Below are 15,875 nucleotides of genomic sequence, written 5' to 3' on the forward strand. Positions count from 1 at the left end.
GAGATCTTTGCTTGGGCTAGATGTATCGCAACACCCGCCAAGTAGATCTCGTCTTCTGCCGCCGTCAGAACGCCGCGCGCAGCGTCAAACTCACGTTGCGCGGGTCACCGTAGTTGGGGTAGTCCAGGTTGGCCCAGTATTTTTTGCTCGTCAGGTTGTTGATGGCGAGTGTGGCGCTGAGCTTGGGGTTGAACTTCCAGGTGGCCCGCAGGTTGACCAGCGCCATGGGCGATTCGGTGACGGTGACTGTGCCCAGGGTCGGGTGGGGGATGTTGTAGCCCACGATCTTGCTTTGCCACTGCACATCGCCGCCCACAGAGAGCGGCGCGAGCGCGCCGGTGAACTGGTAGTCAGAGCCCAGTTGCAACTGGTATTCGGGCAGGTTGGCCCAGATCAGATCGGTGGCGGCGCGGGTAACCATGGTGCGGGTAAAGCCCACATTCATGCGCCACTGGCGATTGATGTAGCCAGACACGTCGATTTCAAAGCCGTGCGAGCGGGTGCCGTTGACGGTTTTGTAGGCGCTGGTGCCGTCCGGCAGGCTGGCCTCGGGCACGCTGCTGTCGCGCACGCCGTAGTTGTTCTGCTTGGTCTGGAACAGGGCCACGGATGCCTGCATGCGGCGCTCCAGCAGCTCTGCCTTCAGGCCTGCCTCGGTGTTGGAGCCCACCACAGGGCTCAGTGGCTGGTTGGTCGCGTCCTTGTAGTTTTGCGGGTTGAAGATGCGGCTGTGGCTGGCGTAGGCGGACAGGGTGGGCGTCAGCTCATACACCACGCCCACGAAGGGCGTGATCTTGCGGTTCTCGTCCTGAATGGCCGAGGTGCCTGTGTAGGTGCCGCTAGTGTTGTACGCGTCGGTCTGGCGGTGCCAGTCGGTAATGCGCGCCCCTGTCAGCAGCGAGAGCGGGTCGCTCAAGCGCCAGCGGGCCGATGCGTACAAGCCGGTCTGGCGGGTGATCTGCTCGGTGAATGCCCCGGTCGCGCGGTAACTGGGCGCGGGCGCGCTGCCGTCCCAGGTGTAGAGGTTGGGGATGTTGTAAGTCCAGCCGTTCACGCTGCTGTAGCTGTCGGTGTGGGTTTCCACGCGCGATGCGCTGACGCCCACCACCAGGTCATGCTTGCGGCCACCCAGTTGCACTTTGCCCGACAGGTAAGCGTCCAGCGTGTCCTGGGTCTCTGTGCCGCCGCCGACGGCAGCGCGCAATGTCATGCCCGCGCCCGTGCTGCGGTTGACATAGCCTGAGCCGTAGGTTGCCAGCCGAAAGGTTTCGCCCTCAGTGTGGTTCAGGCTGAGTTTGGCACTCCAGTCATCGTTGATCTGATGGTCCACATTGGCATAGAGCGTGGATGAGGTGCGCTCCCAGCGCGTCCACGATGGAGAGAAGCTGGTAGACACCGGCAGGTTGGCCAAGCCGCCATCGGCTGCAAAGCGCGGGATGGTGCCCCAGATGGGGGCCTCGGGCACATTGCGCTGGCGCTGAAAGCCCACCGTCGCCACCGTGGCGTTGCCCAGGTCGGCCTCGATGGCTGCCAGCAAGGAGGTTTTGTCTTCCTTGTAGCGGTCGCGGAAGCTCTCTTTGGTTTGTGGTGCCACCACCAGACGGCTGCGCACACTGCCATCGCTGGTCAGCGGGGTATTCAGGTCCAGCTCACCGCGCCACAGGCTCCAAGACCCGGCCGTTAGCGCCACCGACGCTGCAAATTCCCGCTGCGGGCGTTTGCGGATCATGTCCACGGTGGCAGAGGGCACACCGATGGCGGTGAGGATGCCGTTGGCACCGCGCACCACGTCGATGCGCTCGTACAGTGCGGTGTCGTATTCCTGGTTGGTATTGCCGCTGTAGGTGGGCAGGCCATCGACCTTGAAGTCGGTGATCTGAAAACCGCGCGCAAAGTAGATGGGGCGCTGCGTGTCGTAAAAGCTCACGGCCACGCCGGTCACGTTGCGCAGCACCGCATCAATGCTGGTGAGCGACTGGCGTTCCATCTGCGCACGGTCTATGGTGTTGAGGGACTGGGGGTTCTCGCGCGGCGTAAGCGGCAGGCGAGTGGATGCGCTTTCGCGTGCGCCAGAGATCGTGATGTGATCCAGCGCCTTAGGCTCTGTCACACCCTCGCCTGGGGCTGCTGCCTCGCTCTGCGTCGCCGCGGGCTCTGCAGGTGGGGTTTGCGCCCAGGCGGGGCTCAGCGAGAGCAGCGCAGCGGCCAGTGCAATGGGGTGGAGATGCGAGAGCGAATGGAAGGCAGCGCGGGGGCTGCCTGCGGGGCACAAGGTGCGCATGCAAGGTCCTGAAGAAGGCTACACAACTGGCTGGCTGCGCTTCTCCTTCAGGGGGCACTGCTTGCTAACGAAGCATCGGATTGTAAATTTGTTGAGAATAATTCTCGTCTTCTGGATTCACTGCGTTGTAGTTTGGCGACGGTTCAGTCTGAGCCCTCTTGAGGTCATCCCTTCCACGTGAACGGAAACTTCAACTGCTTGAAGAAGCCATTGGGCACGTAGTCACCCAGCACGCCGTACTGCTCGGGCCAGAGCTTGGTGCTTTTGACGGCGGTACCGAACAGGTAGTCCAGAAATGCGAAGTGCGCGGCGTAGTTTTTATCGAGCGCTTCCTGGTCCTGGCTGTGATGCCAGTGGTGGAAGTTGGGCGTGACCAACACATAGCGCAGCGGGCCCAGGCGCACGCTGACATTGGCGTGGTTGAACACCGCCTGGAAGCCCACGATGACGATGTAGGCGTCAATCACTTCCTTGCTGAAGCCCAGCACATAGATGGGCGCGAGCACCATCGAGCGGGTGATGATCAGCTCCAGAATGTGCTGGCGCGACCCTGCCATCCAGTCCATGCTTTTGACGCTGTGGTGCACCGCGTGCAAACGCCACAGCAGCGGCACCTCGTGGTAGGCGCGGTGCGTCCAGTACTGCACCAGATCGGCTACCAGAATGATGCCGAACAGCGCCACCCAGAAGTTCAGTCCCTGCACCCAGCCGCGCACGCCATCGTTGGCGGCCCAGCCAAAGAACTTGTGCACGATGAGGTTGGTGGCCAGCAGCACAAAGCCCACCACCATGTGGTTCACGATGAAATGGTGAAAGTCCGTCTGCCACTCGGCGCGGAACACGGGCTGGTCCTTGCGGTGCGCAAAAAGCTTTTCAATGAAGATGAAGATGAGCGAGCTGCCCAGCAGGTCCAGGATGAACCAGTCCAGACCAATGTAGGGCGTATGGTCCGGGAAGTTCGGGTCCACCTCCACCTTGTGTCCACCCAGCAAGGCTGCCAGGGCCACCATGGCGAAGGAGAACGTTGCCAGCCATCGTGCCCGGTTGAACAGAATGTTGACCAGCGAGATACCCCCTGCAATGGCCATCGCCACCAGCATGATGGTGCGGATGACGTTCACGTCGTAGCTCTTGCGCAGCTCAGGCGTGGTGAGGTATTGCGGAAAGTGAAATGCCAGCACGCCCAGCAGGCAAAGCACAGCCAGCGTCAGTGCGATCACGCCCGATACCAGCCCCTTGCCGGTACGCAGCGCGCCGTGGCTCTCGGTAAATTCGTTGAGTTTTTCCAGTTCGATCATTGTTGTAACTCCCTCGCGCCCTGGTGGTGGGGCGACGCGCGAGTGTAGCGAAGCGGGCACGGCGCGTGCATGTCTTCTGATCTGGCGCAATGCATGAGCTGGCACATCGGGTCTCACTCCTAAAATCGCAGCATGAACATCCCTTCACACCAACTCAGCATGACGGTGCTCATGTCGCCCGACATGGCCAACTTCTCGGGCAACGTGCACGGCGGTGCCATTCTTAAATTGCTCGACCAGGTCGCGTATTCGTGCGCCAGCCGCTATTCGGGCTGCTACACCGTCACGCTGAGCGTCGATCAGGTGATGTTTCTGCAACCCATCCATGTGGGCGAGCTGGTGACCTTCCTCGCTAGCGTGAACTACACCGGCAGCTCGTCGATGGAGGTGGGCGTCAAGGTGGTGGCAGAGGAGATCCGCTCGCAAGTGGTGCGGCACGTCAACAGCTGCTTTTTCACCATGGTGGCGGTGGACGAGAACCGCAAGCCCGTGGCTGTGCCGCCGCTTAGCCCCTCCACCCCCGATGAGCGCCGCCGCTGGGATGCCGCCGTGATGCGCAAGACCTTGCGCAAGGAACTTGCAGAACGGTTTGCGCAGGTGCGGCAGACTGCAGGGCAATAAGCTCTTTTTCTCCTGTCGAGCGCAGCCCCCTTGCGCCTGGTGGGAGAGGGGAGATGCTTGCAGGTGCAGCGGTCAGGTGGCTCTGCGAGCCTGCGGTGCAGGTGCCGCATTGCCCCCGGTGGCGGCCGCAACCCCCTGCACCACATCACCCACCACAATGATGGAAGGGCTGCCCAGCCCTTCGCGCACGATGGTGGTGTGCAACTGGTCCAAAGTGGTGACGGCGTGCCTTTGCTGGGGCAGGGTGGCGTGCTGGATGATGGCAACGGGAGTCTCAGCGGGCAGCCCGGTCAGCAGTTGCTGCTCGATGCTGGCAGAGCCGCTCACCCCCATGTAGATGACCAGTGTGAGCTTGGCGTCGCGTGCGGTGCGCGCCAGCGTGGGCCAGTCGGTGCCTGTGTCACCGGGCTTGGCGTGGCCAGTGACGAACACCACGCCGTGGGCGTAGTCGCGGTGGGTGAGGGGGGCCCCCAGCGAGGTCAACCCCGCCAGACCCGAAGTGATGCCGTTGATGACGGTAACCGGCACCCCGGCTGCGCGCAGGTGCTCCACCTCTTCGCCGCCGCGGCCAAAGATGAACGGATCGCCACCCTTGAGACGCACCACGTTCTCGCCCTCGTTTACCGCCATCAGCATCAGCTTTTCAATGAAAGCCTGCGGGGTGCTCTTGCAGCCGCCGCGTTTGCCTACATACACGATGCGGGCGGTGGGAGAGGCATGGGCCACGATGGCGTCGCTGACCAGGTCATCCACCAGGAGCACGGTCGCGGCCTGTATGGCCTTGAGTGCCTTGAGCGTGAGCAGCTCCGGATCGCCAGGGCCTGCGCCCACCAGCGTGCATTGACCGCCGGTGCCAAGGTGGGGGCGGTCTGCGCCGCTGGATGTAGGGGTGTGGGGGCGGCTCATGGTTGTGTCTCCGCAGTGGTCGCAGGGGTTTGCGCTGCCAGACGCAAGATGTGTTCCACCTGCCGCTGCAGCGCATCGGGCACGGGCAGCGCGCCGTCCAGTACCTGGCGGGTGTAAGTGGCGGTGGTGGCGACGTCGATCTCGGTGGGCAGGCCCGGCACCTCGGGCGCAGTGCCGGGCTGCTGTTCTTCCAGCAGATGGTAGGTGCCGTGCACAAAGCCGTCGTAACGGGGTGTGCGGCGTGGATCGGTGGCGACTTCGCCCTCCAGCCCGCGGGATAGCAGGGCCGTCATGCCCAGCGTGCCGAAGGTGGCGCGCAGCATGTCCAGATATTCGGGGTGGGTGTAGGCTGACACGACCACGGCAGGCCCGGCGCAGGGGTTCATCAGCTTGACGACGCTGTGGCCGGGGTTGCGCAGGCCCACAACCTGGCGCACCGCCAGCAGGCGGGCCAGCCCGGGGTGCAGCTTTTCTGTGGTGATGTGCGCCACCTGTCCTGGCGCTATCTTTTCAGGAGCTGCCAGCGCTGGTATATCAAGCGCTACAAGCACATCTGATGCCAAAACCCGTCGCGCCTCGGTGCGCATGCCGTGCAGCAGCACGGGCAGGCCTTTGCGCGCCAGCAACAGCGCCAGCAGTGGCGTGAGCACCGGCAGCTTGCGCGCACCGTTATAGCTGGGCAGTACCACGGTGGGGGTGTCTGTGGCGGGCAGCTTGCTGATGCGTGTATGTACCGCGTCCAGAAAGCCGCACATCTCTTCGGCGGTCTCGCCCTTGATGCGCATGGCCAGGCAAAAGGCACCAATTTCCAAGTCGGTCACGCTGCCGTCCAGCACCTGGCCGAGCAGGTCTGCAGCCTGCTCCCGCGTGAGGGGCTTGGCACCGCGCTGGCCGCGGCCTATTTCCTTGATGTACTGGCTGATGCCCATGGTGTTATGTGGCGGGACTTGTGAAATAGGGCTCCAGCGTCGTTATTTCGGCTTGCCGTACAGGTGTGCGGTCTGCGCCGAAAACGCGGGAGCCTTATTGCACCTGCCCTGGTGCGGCGGTTGTGTCGGTAAAGTGGGTGGGGCGCTATTCTGGCGCAATCCAGAAAACTTTTGGTTATATGGTGGCCTGCATGACGGGCTTGGACGCCAGTGGCCCCGTGTGTCGCACCATGCGCTTGAGCTCGGGCACGCATGAGCCGCACTGGGTTCCGCAGCGCAGCGCGCCCTGCAGTTGGGCCAGGCGGTCGCTGTCGGTGCCGTGGCAGCTTTGTAGCGCCTGGGTGATGGCGTTGTCTGTCACGTTCAGGCAGGTGCACACGGGTTTGCCGCGTGACTGCACGGCGACCGGGGCCTGCGCGCTGGGTACCAGCAACAGGCGGCCATAGGTCTGTGCGGGCATTTCTTCCTGCAGCAGCGTTTTGAGCCAGCCCTCGGCGCTGGTGTCGCCCGCCAGCACCACGGCCTGCAGGATTGCATCGGTGCCTCGGCGCTCCAGCCGTGCAGCGCGGCGCTGGCCGCGCTTCCTGTCGGCGTAGCACAGCGTGTCAGGCGCGTTCAGGCCCAGCAGCGCTTCGATGCGTTCCAGCAGTGCTTCATGGTGTGGGTCAGTCGGCGCTTCATGCGCTGCGGCGCGCAGCAGCACCCCGGTGCGTTCCTGCACCGTGCCGCCCAAGGGTGCGTTGTTGCCAAAGGGCACACAGCTGGCAAACGGAAACTGTGCCATCAGCTCAGCCAGCTCTGCGCGCACGCTCTGCGCCTGGTCGGGGGGTACCCAGCCCATGGCCAGCAGCGTCCATGGCAGCTCGGCTTTAAGCACCTTGACGGCGGCATGCTTGAGCTCGGGCTGCTTGGAGGTGGGGCAGAACGCCGAGGTGGTCAGCGCGTTCACACCTGCCAGCCGCTCGCCGGTGGCCGAGGTTCCGCTCAAAAATGCGCCGCCCCAGTGCATGGCTATGAACACCTGCGACAGCCCCAGCGTCGTATCGGCCTGCACAGGCACCACGATGGAGCCGCGCTTGCTGGTCACATGCACCAGATCACCGCTGGCCAGCTTGCGCCGCTCCATGTCTTGCGGGTGCATCTGCAGGCTGGGCTCGGCCACATGGCCAAACAGGCGGCCCAGCGTGCCGGTGCGGGTCATGCCGTGCCAGTGGTCGCGCAGGCGGCCCGTGGTCAGGCTGAAGGGGTAGCGCGATTCGCGCTGCTCGGCGGTGGGCTGCCAGGCGTGGGCAGCAAAGCGCGCACGGCCATCAGCGGTGGGGAAGATGCCGTCCTCGTACAGGCGGGCCTTGCCGAAGTCGTGTCTTCGGGACGGCAACGCGGTCGCGCTGCCGTCCACATAGCCGCCGCCGGCCGGGTCCGAAGGACACGGCCACTGCTGCGGTCCTTGGGTTTCGAGCATCTCCCACGACAGGCCGGTAATGTCCAGATCCCGCCCTCGGGTGCTCTCGCGGTGTTCGTTCCAGATGGCTTGGGCCCCTTGCTCGGCATCCGTGGTGGAGTAGGGGAACAGCGTGGGCTGGCCGGGCCGCAACCGTGCCTCCAGCAGCTGGGCTGCCTGCACCGCAATCGCCCAGTCATGCCGCGCCTGCCCGGGGGCAGGGATGGCGGGGCGCACGCGGGAGATGCGGCGCTCGCTGTTGGTCACCGTGCCCGTCTTTTCGCCCCAGGTGGTGGCGGGCAGCAGCAGGTCGGCGTATTGCGCAGTCTCTGCGGTGTGAAAGGCCTCTTGCACCACCACAAACTCCGCACGCTGCAGTGCGCGGCGCACCGTGACCTGGTCGGGCATGCTCTGCGCGGGGTTGGTGCAGGCAATCCACAGCGCCTTGATCTCGCCATCGGCCGCGGCCTGGAACATCTCCACCGCCGTCTTGCCCGGTTGGCTCGGCACATCGGCCACGCCCCACAGCGCGGCCACTTCGGCGCGGTGCTGGGGGTTGGCCAGGTCGCGGTGGGCACTGAGCAGGTTGGCCAAACCGCCCACTTCGCGCCCGCCCATGGCGTTGGGTTGGCCCGTCAGGCTGAAGGGGCCTGCCCCGGGCTTGCCGATCTGCGCGGTGGCCAGGTGCAGGTTGATGAGCGAGGCATTCTTGGCGGTGCCGCTGCTGCTCTGGTTCAGGCCCTGGCAGTACAGGCTCAGGGTGGCTGTCGAACTCGCAAACCACTTCGCTGCTGTGGTCAGGTCGGCCACGCTGATGCCGCACACCTGCGCCACACGCTCTGGCGTGCAGTCGCGCACCAGGGCCTTGAGTTCGTCAAAGCCCGTGGTGTGCTTGGCGATGTATTCGGCGTGGGTCCAGCCTTCCCACAGCATCAGGTGCAGCATGCCGTTGAACAGCATCACATCACTGCCCGGCTGAATGGGCAGGAACAGGTCGGCCAGCCCGGCGGTATCGGTGCGGCGCGGGTCCGCCACGATGACCTTCATGCCGGGGTTGGCAGCGCGTGCGTCTTCAATGCGCCGAAACAGCACCGGGTGCGCCCAGGCGGCATTGCTGCCCACAATGAACAGGCAGTGCGCGTGGTTCACATCGTCGTAGCAGGCGGGTGGGGCGTCGGCACCCAGCGTTTGCTTGTAGCCCGCTACCGCGCTGCTCATGCACAGGCGGGAGTTGGTGTCGATGTTGTTGGTACCTATCAAGCCTTTGGCCAGTTTGTTGAAGACGTAGTAATCCTCGGTGAGCAGTTGCCCGCTGACGTAAAAACCCACGGCGTCGGGCCCGTGCTGCGTGACGATGCGGGCGAACTGGTCGGCAGCCATTTGCAGTGCGCTGTCCCAGGTGATGCGGTGCGGTTTGGTGTGGCGCTCTGACCTGAATTGCGGGTGCAGCAACCGGCTTTGCAGGGTGATGGGTTGGCTGGCTGTGAGGTGCAGGGTGGAGCCTTTGGTGCACAGGCGGCCGAAGTTGGCGGGGTGGGTGGGGTCGCCGCGCACGCCGGTGATGTGTGCACCTTCGGATTCGATGATCACGCCGCAGCCTACGCCGCAGTAAGGGCAGGTGGATTGGGTTTCTTGCATGGCGTGGTTTGTGGTGTTTTTGGCTTCTTGCGCTTTTCTATCAAGCGTGAGCAGCTATGGTTTTGATAGTGTTCAGTCTTTTCGCAGTCCGTGGGGAATGAGCTGGTCTTGGTCGGGGGCACCGTTCCAGTTCATTCGCCCCCGAGTCCGTTGGGGCTGAGCCTGTCGAAGCCAGGGCTTGTGGGTTGATGGGGTGGCATGCCTTTGCTTGGGGCGGGAGCCGGGATGTGCGCCCGGCGGCGCACCTTCTTTTCTTGCGTCGCCAAGAAAAGAAGGCAAAAGAAGGCGACCCCCAGTCTGCGACCCCTTCGCGGTGCGAAGGGGTAGACCTGCGGCGGTGCGGTTGCGGGGTGCGCCGTGGAACTCGCTGCGCGCCTTGGGCGCTCCGCTCGAACAACCCCGGCGAGTCAGTTGACGAAGCATGGGCGCTTCGACGCCCATGCTCACCCCGCAACCGCACCGCCGCAGGCGCAGCCAGCAGGGGGGGGAGCCAAACAGCCGAACAGCCAAACGGGTCATCGCTGCGCTCGCCCCTGCCAGTCCTGCGCCCAGCGCGCGGCGCTTGCGCCCCCGATACGGGGCCGAGCGAAGCAATGGCCCGAGTGGCTGTTTTGCTCCCTCATCCCCTCTGTATGCGCCGAGGAGCACAGAGGGCGGGGTGGCGCGTGTGCCGCAGGACACACGCGCTTCGTGAACTGACTCGCCGCAGTTGTTTGAGCGGAGCGCGAGAGCGCGTAGCGAGTTCTGCGGCGCACCCCGCCCGCGAGCACCGCAGGTTGCCCCGAAGCGAAGCGCAGGGGACGCAGACAGTGGGGTCGCTTTCTCTTTGGTGACTTTCTCTTGGCGAGACAAGAGAAAGTTACTGCGCCGCCGGGCGCACTCCCCGGCTCCCGCCTTCAACCAAGGCACAACATCAAAAAGAAGCAAAGACCCAACCACCTCAAACCCCAGCTACCCGCCGCGCAGGCCCCGCAATCGGCCGCGTCAAATCCGTCGCCACAGAAGCCAGCTCCCCCGCATCCAGATACACCGCCCCATCCTCCACCTTCACCGCAAACTTCGGCGTACACCCCTCATCCGGTGCAGACGCCTGCCCGTCACACAAGCCAATCGTCCAGTTGTGCATGGGGCAAGCCACCTGGGTGCCAAACACAATGCCCTGGCTCAGCGGGCCGCCCTTGTGCGGGCAGCGGTCCAGCAGGGCAAAGATGCCGCCTGCGTCGTTGCGGAAGATGGCCACATCGAGCCCGCGCTCGCGCGCTACGCGGCGGGAGCCGAGTACGGGGATGTCGTCCACGCGGCAAATCAGTTTCCAGTCATTCATGGGTCAGTCCTTGGATGTGTCGATATGCAGAAAAGGCGGGCGGTGCCGTTATGCCGCCAGCGCGGCATACATGCCGGTGATGCGGTCCATGCTGGCCAGCAGGTTCTCGCTGGTGACGAAGACCTCGTTGACCTGCCGGAAGGTGTTCGCCCCGCTTTGCATGCGCTGGAGGGCTGCGTCAAAAAACACCCACTGCCCATCGGCCAGCAGGAGTTCCTGGCGAATGCGCTCCGTGGCTTCCGGGGCGGTGCGCAGCAGTTCGTTGGCGCTCAGGAACTCCTTGCGCGCCTTGTCGATTTCGGCAGCGCTGGTGGCGGTATCCACCTGCAGCATGGCCGCCAGGCAGAACTTGGCCATGCGCTGGCTGAGCATGCGCTGCCGCCCCGCAATGTTCACCAGCTTGCCTACCGGCTTGCCCGATGCCGCTTCGTACTGCACCGTGCCCTGGTGCGCCAAGGCCAGCACCTTGGCGTCTGCCGCCAGTAGGGCCGACGCCCCATCCTTGGCGGGCAGGCCCTTTGTGAGCAGCGTTTTGTAGCTGGCCCAGGCTGCTTCCAGCGCTGTATAGGTTTCGCGGATCTGTGCTTGTGGGGCGTAGGTCTTCAACTCACCCAACTGGCGCTCAAACAGACTGATCGACTGGCCCATGATCTGGCGCGCCGCATTCGCATCCGCCTGGTGTGCCAGCATAAGCCAGGCTTTGGTCATGCGCTGGCTCAGCATGCGTTGGCGGCCTGCTTTGTTGATGGCGTCGTTCATGTCTGCGACTTGCGCCTGCACCATCGTCGGCGCAACAAATGCTCCGGCAAACAATGTGCTGGTGCACAGGGCCAAAATGCGTCGGCGTTGCAACATGGAAACCTCCGGCAAAGGTGTGAGAGCAGATGGGTGAGGCACGGCAGACTCAGGAGCCGAGCGGCACAAACTGCCGCGTGTCCACCGCCGCCTTGTCAAATTCAAACCAGGGGTCTGGCTCGCCATCGAGCGCAAACTGCAGTTGCTCCCACAGCGCCTTGCGGCCTTCGTGGTCTTCGAGGATGCGCTTTTTCACATAGTCCAGGCCTACGCGGTTCACGTAGTGCACGGTGCGCTCCAGGTACCAGCCTTCCTGGCGGTACAGCTCGCAGAATGCGCCGGTGTACTCCAGCACTTCCTCTGCGGTTTTCAGCTTGGTGAAGAAGTGCGCCACCTCGGTCTTGATGCCGCCGTTGCCAGCGATGTACATCTCCCAGCCGCTGTCCACGCCGATGATGCCCACGTCCTTGATGCCGGCCTCGGCGCAGTTGCGCGGGCAGCCGCTCACGGCAAACTTGACCTTGTGCGGCGCGTACATGCGCCACATTGCGCGCTCCAGGTCCTTGCCCATCTGCGTGCTGTCCTGCGTGCCCATGCGGCACCACTCGCTGCCCACACAGGTCTTCACGGTGCGCAGAGCCTTGGCGTAGGCGTGGCCGCTGGGCATGCCGATGTCTTTCCACACATTGACCAGGTCTTCTTTCTTCACGCCCAGCAGGTCAATGCGCTGGCCACCTGTGACCTTGACGGTGGGAATCTTGTACTTGTCTACCGCATCGGCAATGCGGCGCAGCTCGTCGGCCGTGGTCTCACCTCCCCACATGCGCGGGATCACGCTGTAGGTGCCATCCTTCTGGATATTGGCGTGGCTGCGCTCGTTGATGGCGCGGCTTTGCGGGTCGTCCTTCGCGTCCTTGGGCCAGGTGCTGATGAGGTAGTAGTTGACGGCGGGGCGGCAGCTGGCGCAGCCGTTGGGCGTCTTCCATTCCATAAACTTGAACACATCGCCAATGCTCAGCAGCTTGTTGGCCCGGATCGCATCGCGCACTGCCTGGTGGCCGTGGTCAGTGCAGCCGCACAGGGCCTTGGTCTTGGGCGTGGCGCTGTAGTCGCCACCGGCGGTGAACATGATGATCTGCTCGACCAGCCCCGTGCACGAGCCGCACGATGCACTGGCCTTGGTGTGCTTGCGTACTTCATCCAGCGTGAACAGGCCTTTGTCCTTGATGGCCTTGCAGATGGCGCCCTTGGTCACGCCGTTGCAGCCGCACACCTCGTCGCTGTCGGCCATGGCGGCAGCCTTGTTGTGGCCCTGGTGGCCCACATCGCCAATGTTGCTTTCGCCAAACATCAGCTTGTCGCGGATGTCGCCCACACTGCGGCCGTCGCGCAGCAGCTTGAAGTACCAGCTGCCATCCACCGTGTCGCCATACAAGCAGGCACCCACTAGCTTGTCGTCCTTGATGACTAGCTTTTTGTACACCCCGCCAAAGGGGTCGCTCATCACAATCTCTTCGGTGCCTTCGCCGCCCTGGAAGTCGCCTGCTGAGAACAGGTCGATGCCCGTGACCTTGAGCTTGGTGGACGTGAGTGAGCCCTGATACCGGCCAATGCCGTACTCCGCCAAGTGGTTGGCCAGCACCTTGCCCTGTTCAAACAGCGGGGCCACCAGGCCGTAGGCAATGCCCCGGTGTGCGGCACATTCGCCCACGGCGTAGATGCGGGCGTCGGTGGTGGTTTGCAGCGTGTCGCTCACCACAATGCCGCGGTTCACATGCAGGCGCATTTTTTCTGCCAGCGCGGTGTTGGGGCGGATGCCCACGGCCATCACCACCAGGTCGGCGGGCACCTCGGTGCCGTCCTTGAACTTGACGGCGCTCACGCGGCCCTCGGCGTTGCCCACCAGCTCCTGGGTCTGCGCTTTCATCAGGAACTGCATGCCGCGCTCTTGCAGCGACTTTTGCAGCATCTTGCCGGCCACATCGTCCAGCTGGCGCTCCATCAACCAGTCGCCCACATGCACCACAGTGACCTGCATGCCGCGCTTCATCAGGCCGTTGGCGGCCTCCAGTCCCAGCAGGCCGCCGCCGATGACAACGGCATGCTTGTAGGTGGCTGCTGCGTCAATCATGGCCTGTGTGTCTGCAATGTCGCGATAGGCGAGAACGCCTTGCAGGTCTTTGCCGGGGATGGGCAGGATGAACGGGTTGGAGCCCGTGGCCATGATGAGGCGGTCGTATTCCGCGGTCACCACCTCTCCATCCTTGCGGGTGGCGGTGACCACGCGGCGCATCCGGTCTACATTGGTCACCGTGAAGCCTGCATGCAGCCGGATGTGGTTGTCGGTGTACCACTGCCAGTCGTTCAGGATGATCTCGTCCAGCGTCTGTTCACCTGCCAGCACGGGCGACAGCAGGATGCGGTTGTAGTTGGGGTGCGGCTCTGCGCCAAAGACGGTGATGTCGTAGAGGTCTGGCGCAATCTTGAGCAGCTCTTCGAGCGTGCGCACTCCGGCCATGCCGTTTCCCACCATCACCAGTTGGGGCTTCTTCATCGTCCGTGCTCCGTCAAGGTGGCGTTGCCGCAGTTGCGCTGGCAAAGCCAGAAAACAAAAAAGGCGTCCGCACGATGCCGCTTCGAATCATCGAAGCCACATGTGGGGACGCCTTCGTCCTCGCAATGCCAGAGTGCGCCGTTGCACGCTGACGTTGCGCAGCCTTTGGGGCTGTGGAAGCCACCTATGCAAATGCCATGCCAGAAAAATGCACCCGTGTGGGGCGCTTCAGGTGTCTGTCCAGGGTGAGCGCTATATGGGCGACTTTGACAACACAACGGCGGAAATTTCGTTGCGTTCCGCACAAATAGCCATTTCGGTAACGATTGTTTTCAACTATGCTGAACGTGCGATAACTCTGTTACAGAGCCTGTCGACTCTGTGCGGAGTGCTCGGCCCTCGCTTGATTGCGAGGTTCTTTTCAGGAGCGACGTCATGCGTGTCAACTTGCCCGTTGTGCCCCAGGAGTATCCGTTTCCGCCTGGTGAGACTTTGGTGTCCACCACCGACCTGAAAGGGCGCATCCTCTACTGCAACCCCATGTTTGTAGAGGTGAGCGGATACGCGAAAGAAGAGCTTTTGGGTCAGCCCCACAACATGATCCGCCACCCCGAAATGCCGGAGGAGGCCTTTCGGGACATGTGGGAGACGATTGAAAAGGGCCTGCCCTGGTCCGCCCCCGTCAAAAACCGACGCAAGAACGGCACCTTCTACTGGGTCATGGCCAATGTCACCCCGCTGATGGAGGGTGACCGGCCTGTGGGCTACATGTCGGTGCGCACCGAGGCCACCCGCGAGCAGATTCAGCAGGCCGAGCAGCTCTACCAGACCATGCGCGCTGAAAAAGAAGCAGGTGCGCTGGTGCACCGTTTGCGTGCAGGGCAGATCATCAAGAACACGTTCTGGGGCCGCATGGTGGGCCTGCTGCGCATGGGCGCACTGCCCAAAATAGTGCTCAGCGTGCTGCTGGTGGTGCTGGCGGCCTGGGGTGCTGCAACGGTGGGCGGGCACAGCTTTACCTGGGGCTCCACCCTGGCCTGGCTGGGGGTGCTTGCACTGGCGGTGGGTTCAGCCACGTACCTGCACAGCCTCACGGTGGCTCCGCTCAACCAGATGCTGGTGTGGGCCAATCGCATGGCGGCCGGTGACTTGACGCAGAAGATCACCGTGACGCGCAACGACACTGCAGGGGATTTGCAAAAAGCCCTGTCGCAACTGAACGTGAACTTGCTCTCCATCGTGCGTGATGCGAGGCGAGAGGCGGAGAGCATGCAGCTCTCCACCGGGGAGATTGCGCAAGGCAATCACGATCTTTCAGCACGCACAGAGTCCCAGGCCAGTAACCTGGAGGAGACAGCCGCCTCCATGGAGCAGATCACCGGCACGGTGCGCCAGACGGCAGAGTCGTCACGCCGCGCAACCGAGTTGGCCTCGCAGGCTGCCACGGTGGCAGAAAACAGCAGCAATGCTGTCAATGGCGTGGCAGAAACCATGAAGCAGATCCAGGCCGCCTCTGGCCGTATCAGCGAGATCACCCAGCTGATCGACAGCATCGCTTTCCAGACCAACATCCTCGCCTTGAATGCCGCCGTTGAGGCCGCCCGTGCGGGCGAGCAGGGCAGGGGATTTGCCGTCGTGGCATCGGAAGTGCGCAGCCTGTCGCACCGCACGCTGTCTGCAGCCAAGGAGATTCGTGAGCTGATCGATGACTCGGCCAACAAGGTGCAAGAGGGCAACGCCAAGACCGATACCGCGCAGAAAACCATGGCCCAGTCGCTGGAGCTGGTGCGCCGAGTCAGCTCGCTGATGGGGGAAATCAACGGCGCTTCCACCGAGCAGCTCAGTGGCATATCGCAAGTGAACGCTGCGGTCGCGCAACTGGACACCATCACCCAGCAAAACGCCGCGTTGGTGGAGGAAAACGCTGCCTCTGCCATGGCATTGCAAGGTCAGGCTCAGTCGGTGACTGAGGCGGTTCAGGTGTTCCGAATCGATGCAACAACCTCCGCAGGGCAGGCGGATGCGGTCGCGCTGCGCAGGTCCATGAAGGCAGCTTCCTCCCAGCGTGCACTGGCCGCGGCCTGAGGC

Annotated in this window: 10 protein-coding genes; 2 read left to right on the forward strand and 8 right to left on the reverse strand. The window is 63.6% G+C overall.

The window, feature by feature from the left end; translation table 11 throughout:
- Positions 1 to 64 precede the first annotated feature (64 nt).
- Together AACH87_RS09025 and AACH87_RS09030 are read right to left on the reverse strand one after the other, a co-directional pair.
- Positions 65 to 2,281, reverse strand: coding sequence for a TonB-dependent siderophore receptor (locus AACH87_RS09025; RefSeq protein WP_338798470.1), 2,217 nt, complete (start codon positions 2,279 to 2,281; stop codon positions 65 to 67).
- Between the two features lie 164 nt (positions 2,282 to 2,445).
- Positions 2,446 to 3,579, reverse strand: a complete 1,134-nt coding sequence (locus tag AACH87_RS09030) for a sterol desaturase family protein (protein WP_338798472.1) — start codon at positions 3,577 to 3,579, stop codon at positions 2,446 to 2,448.
- A 132-nt stretch (positions 3,580 to 3,711) separates the two neighbouring features.
- Between AACH87_RS09030 and AACH87_RS09035 the strand changes: the two genes are divergently transcribed.
- A complete protein-coding gene (locus AACH87_RS09035; protein WP_338798473.1) occupies positions 3,712 to 4,200 on the forward strand; it encodes an acyl-CoA thioesterase in 489 nt (162 codons plus the stop codon).
- 72 nt (positions 4,201 to 4,272) lie between these two features.
- Here the strand turns inward: AACH87_RS09035 and cobA are convergent, their stop codons facing one another.
- The 6 genes from cobA to nirB all read right to left on the reverse strand — a co-directional run bounded on the left by cobA (position 4,273) and on the right by nirB (position 13,787).
- Complete coding sequence (gene cobA / locus AACH87_RS09040) at positions 4,273 to 5,106, reverse strand: uroporphyrinogen-III C-methyltransferase (protein ID WP_338798475.1); 834 nt, start codon at positions 5,104 to 5,106, stop codon at positions 4,273 to 4,275.
- Positions 5,103 to 6,035 carry a DNA-binding protein YbiB gene (gene ybiB / locus AACH87_RS09045; RefSeq protein WP_338798477.1) on the reverse strand — a complete coding sequence of 311 codons (933 nt, stop codon included), beginning with the start codon at positions 6,033 to 6,035 and terminating at the stop codon, positions 5,103 to 5,105. The genes cobA and ybiB overlap by 4 nt, the downstream gene beginning before the upstream one ends.
- Before the next feature lie 175 nt (positions 6,036 to 6,210).
- Positions 6,211 to 9,114 (reverse strand): molybdopterin-dependent oxidoreductase, encoded by a 2,904-nt coding sequence (locus tag AACH87_RS09050; protein WP_338798479.1) that lies wholly within the window; start codon positions 9,112 to 9,114, stop codon positions 6,211 to 6,213.
- 940 nt (positions 9,115 to 10,054) lie between these two features.
- Positions 10,055 to 10,438 (reverse strand): nitrite reductase small subunit NirD, encoded by a 384-nt coding sequence (gene nirD / locus AACH87_RS09055; RefSeq protein ID WP_338798480.1) that lies wholly within the window; start codon positions 10,436 to 10,438, stop codon positions 10,055 to 10,057.
- 48 nt (positions 10,439 to 10,486) lie between these two features.
- The gene (locus AACH87_RS09060; protein ID WP_338798481.1) at positions 10,487 to 11,293 is read right to left on the reverse strand and encodes a type IV pili methyl-accepting chemotaxis transducer N-terminal domain-containing protein; all 807 of its coding nucleotides are present in this window, start codon (positions 11,291 to 11,293) and stop codon (positions 10,487 to 10,489) included.
- A gap of 49 nt (positions 11,294 to 11,342) precedes the next feature.
- Complete coding sequence (gene nirB / locus AACH87_RS09065) at positions 11,343 to 13,787, reverse strand: nitrite reductase large subunit NirB (protein WP_338798482.1); 2,445 nt, start codon at positions 13,785 to 13,787, stop codon at positions 11,343 to 11,345.
- A 435-nt stretch (positions 13,788 to 14,222) separates the two neighbouring features.
- Between nirB and AACH87_RS09070 the strand changes: the two genes are divergently transcribed.
- Entirely contained in the window at positions 14,223 to 15,872 is a 1,650-nt protein-coding gene (locus tag AACH87_RS09070) for a methyl-accepting chemotaxis protein (RefSeq protein ID WP_338798483.1), read from the forward strand.
- The last annotated feature ends 3 nt before the right edge of the window (positions 15,873 to 15,875 follow it).

Origin of the sequence: Acidovorax sp. DW039 (assembly GCF_037101375.1) — a bacterium.
GTDB lineage: Bacteria > Pseudomonadota > Gammaproteobacteria > Burkholderiales > Burkholderiaceae_C > Acidovorax.

What these genes read in the sequence shown, in the direction of transcription:
- nirD (WP_338798480.1), bottom strand. Translation starts at nt 10,438, where the DNA reads ATGAATGACTGGAAACTGATTTGCCGCGTGGACGACATCCCCGTACTC.
- nirB (WP_338798482.1), bottom strand. Translation starts at nt 13,787, where the DNA reads ATGAAGAAGCCCCAACTGGTGATGGTGGGAAACGGCATGGCCGGAGTG.
- AACH87_RS09030 (WP_338798472.1), bottom strand. Translation starts at nt 3,579, where the DNA reads ATGATCGAACTGGAAAAACTCAACGAATTTACCGAGAGCCACGGCGCG.
- AACH87_RS09070 (WP_338798483.1), top strand. Translation starts at nt 14,223, where the DNA reads ATGCGTGTCAACTTGCCCGTTGTGCCCCAGGAGTATCCGTTTCCGCCT.
- ybiB (WP_338798477.1), bottom strand. Translation starts at nt 6,035, where the DNA reads ATGGGCATCAGCCAGTACATCAAGGAAATAGGCCGCGGCCAGCGCGGT.
- AACH87_RS09025 (WP_338798470.1), bottom strand. Translation starts at nt 2,281, where the DNA reads ATGCGCACCTTGTGCCCCGCAGGCAGCCCCCGCGCTGCCTTCCATTCG.
- AACH87_RS09060 (WP_338798481.1), bottom strand. Translation starts at nt 11,293, where the DNA reads ATGTTGCAACGCCGACGCATTTTGGCCCTGTGCACCAGCACATTGTTT.
- cobA (WP_338798475.1), bottom strand. Translation starts at nt 5,106, where the DNA reads ATGAGCCGCCCCCACACCCCTACATCCAGCGGCGCAGACCGCCCCCAC.
- AACH87_RS09035 (WP_338798473.1), top strand. Translation starts at nt 3,712, where the DNA reads ATGAACATCCCTTCACACCAACTCAGCATGACGGTGCTCATGTCGCCC.
- AACH87_RS09050 (WP_338798479.1), bottom strand. Translation starts at nt 9,114, where the DNA reads ATGCAAGAAACCCAATCCACCTGCCCTTACTGCGGCGTAGGCTGCGGC.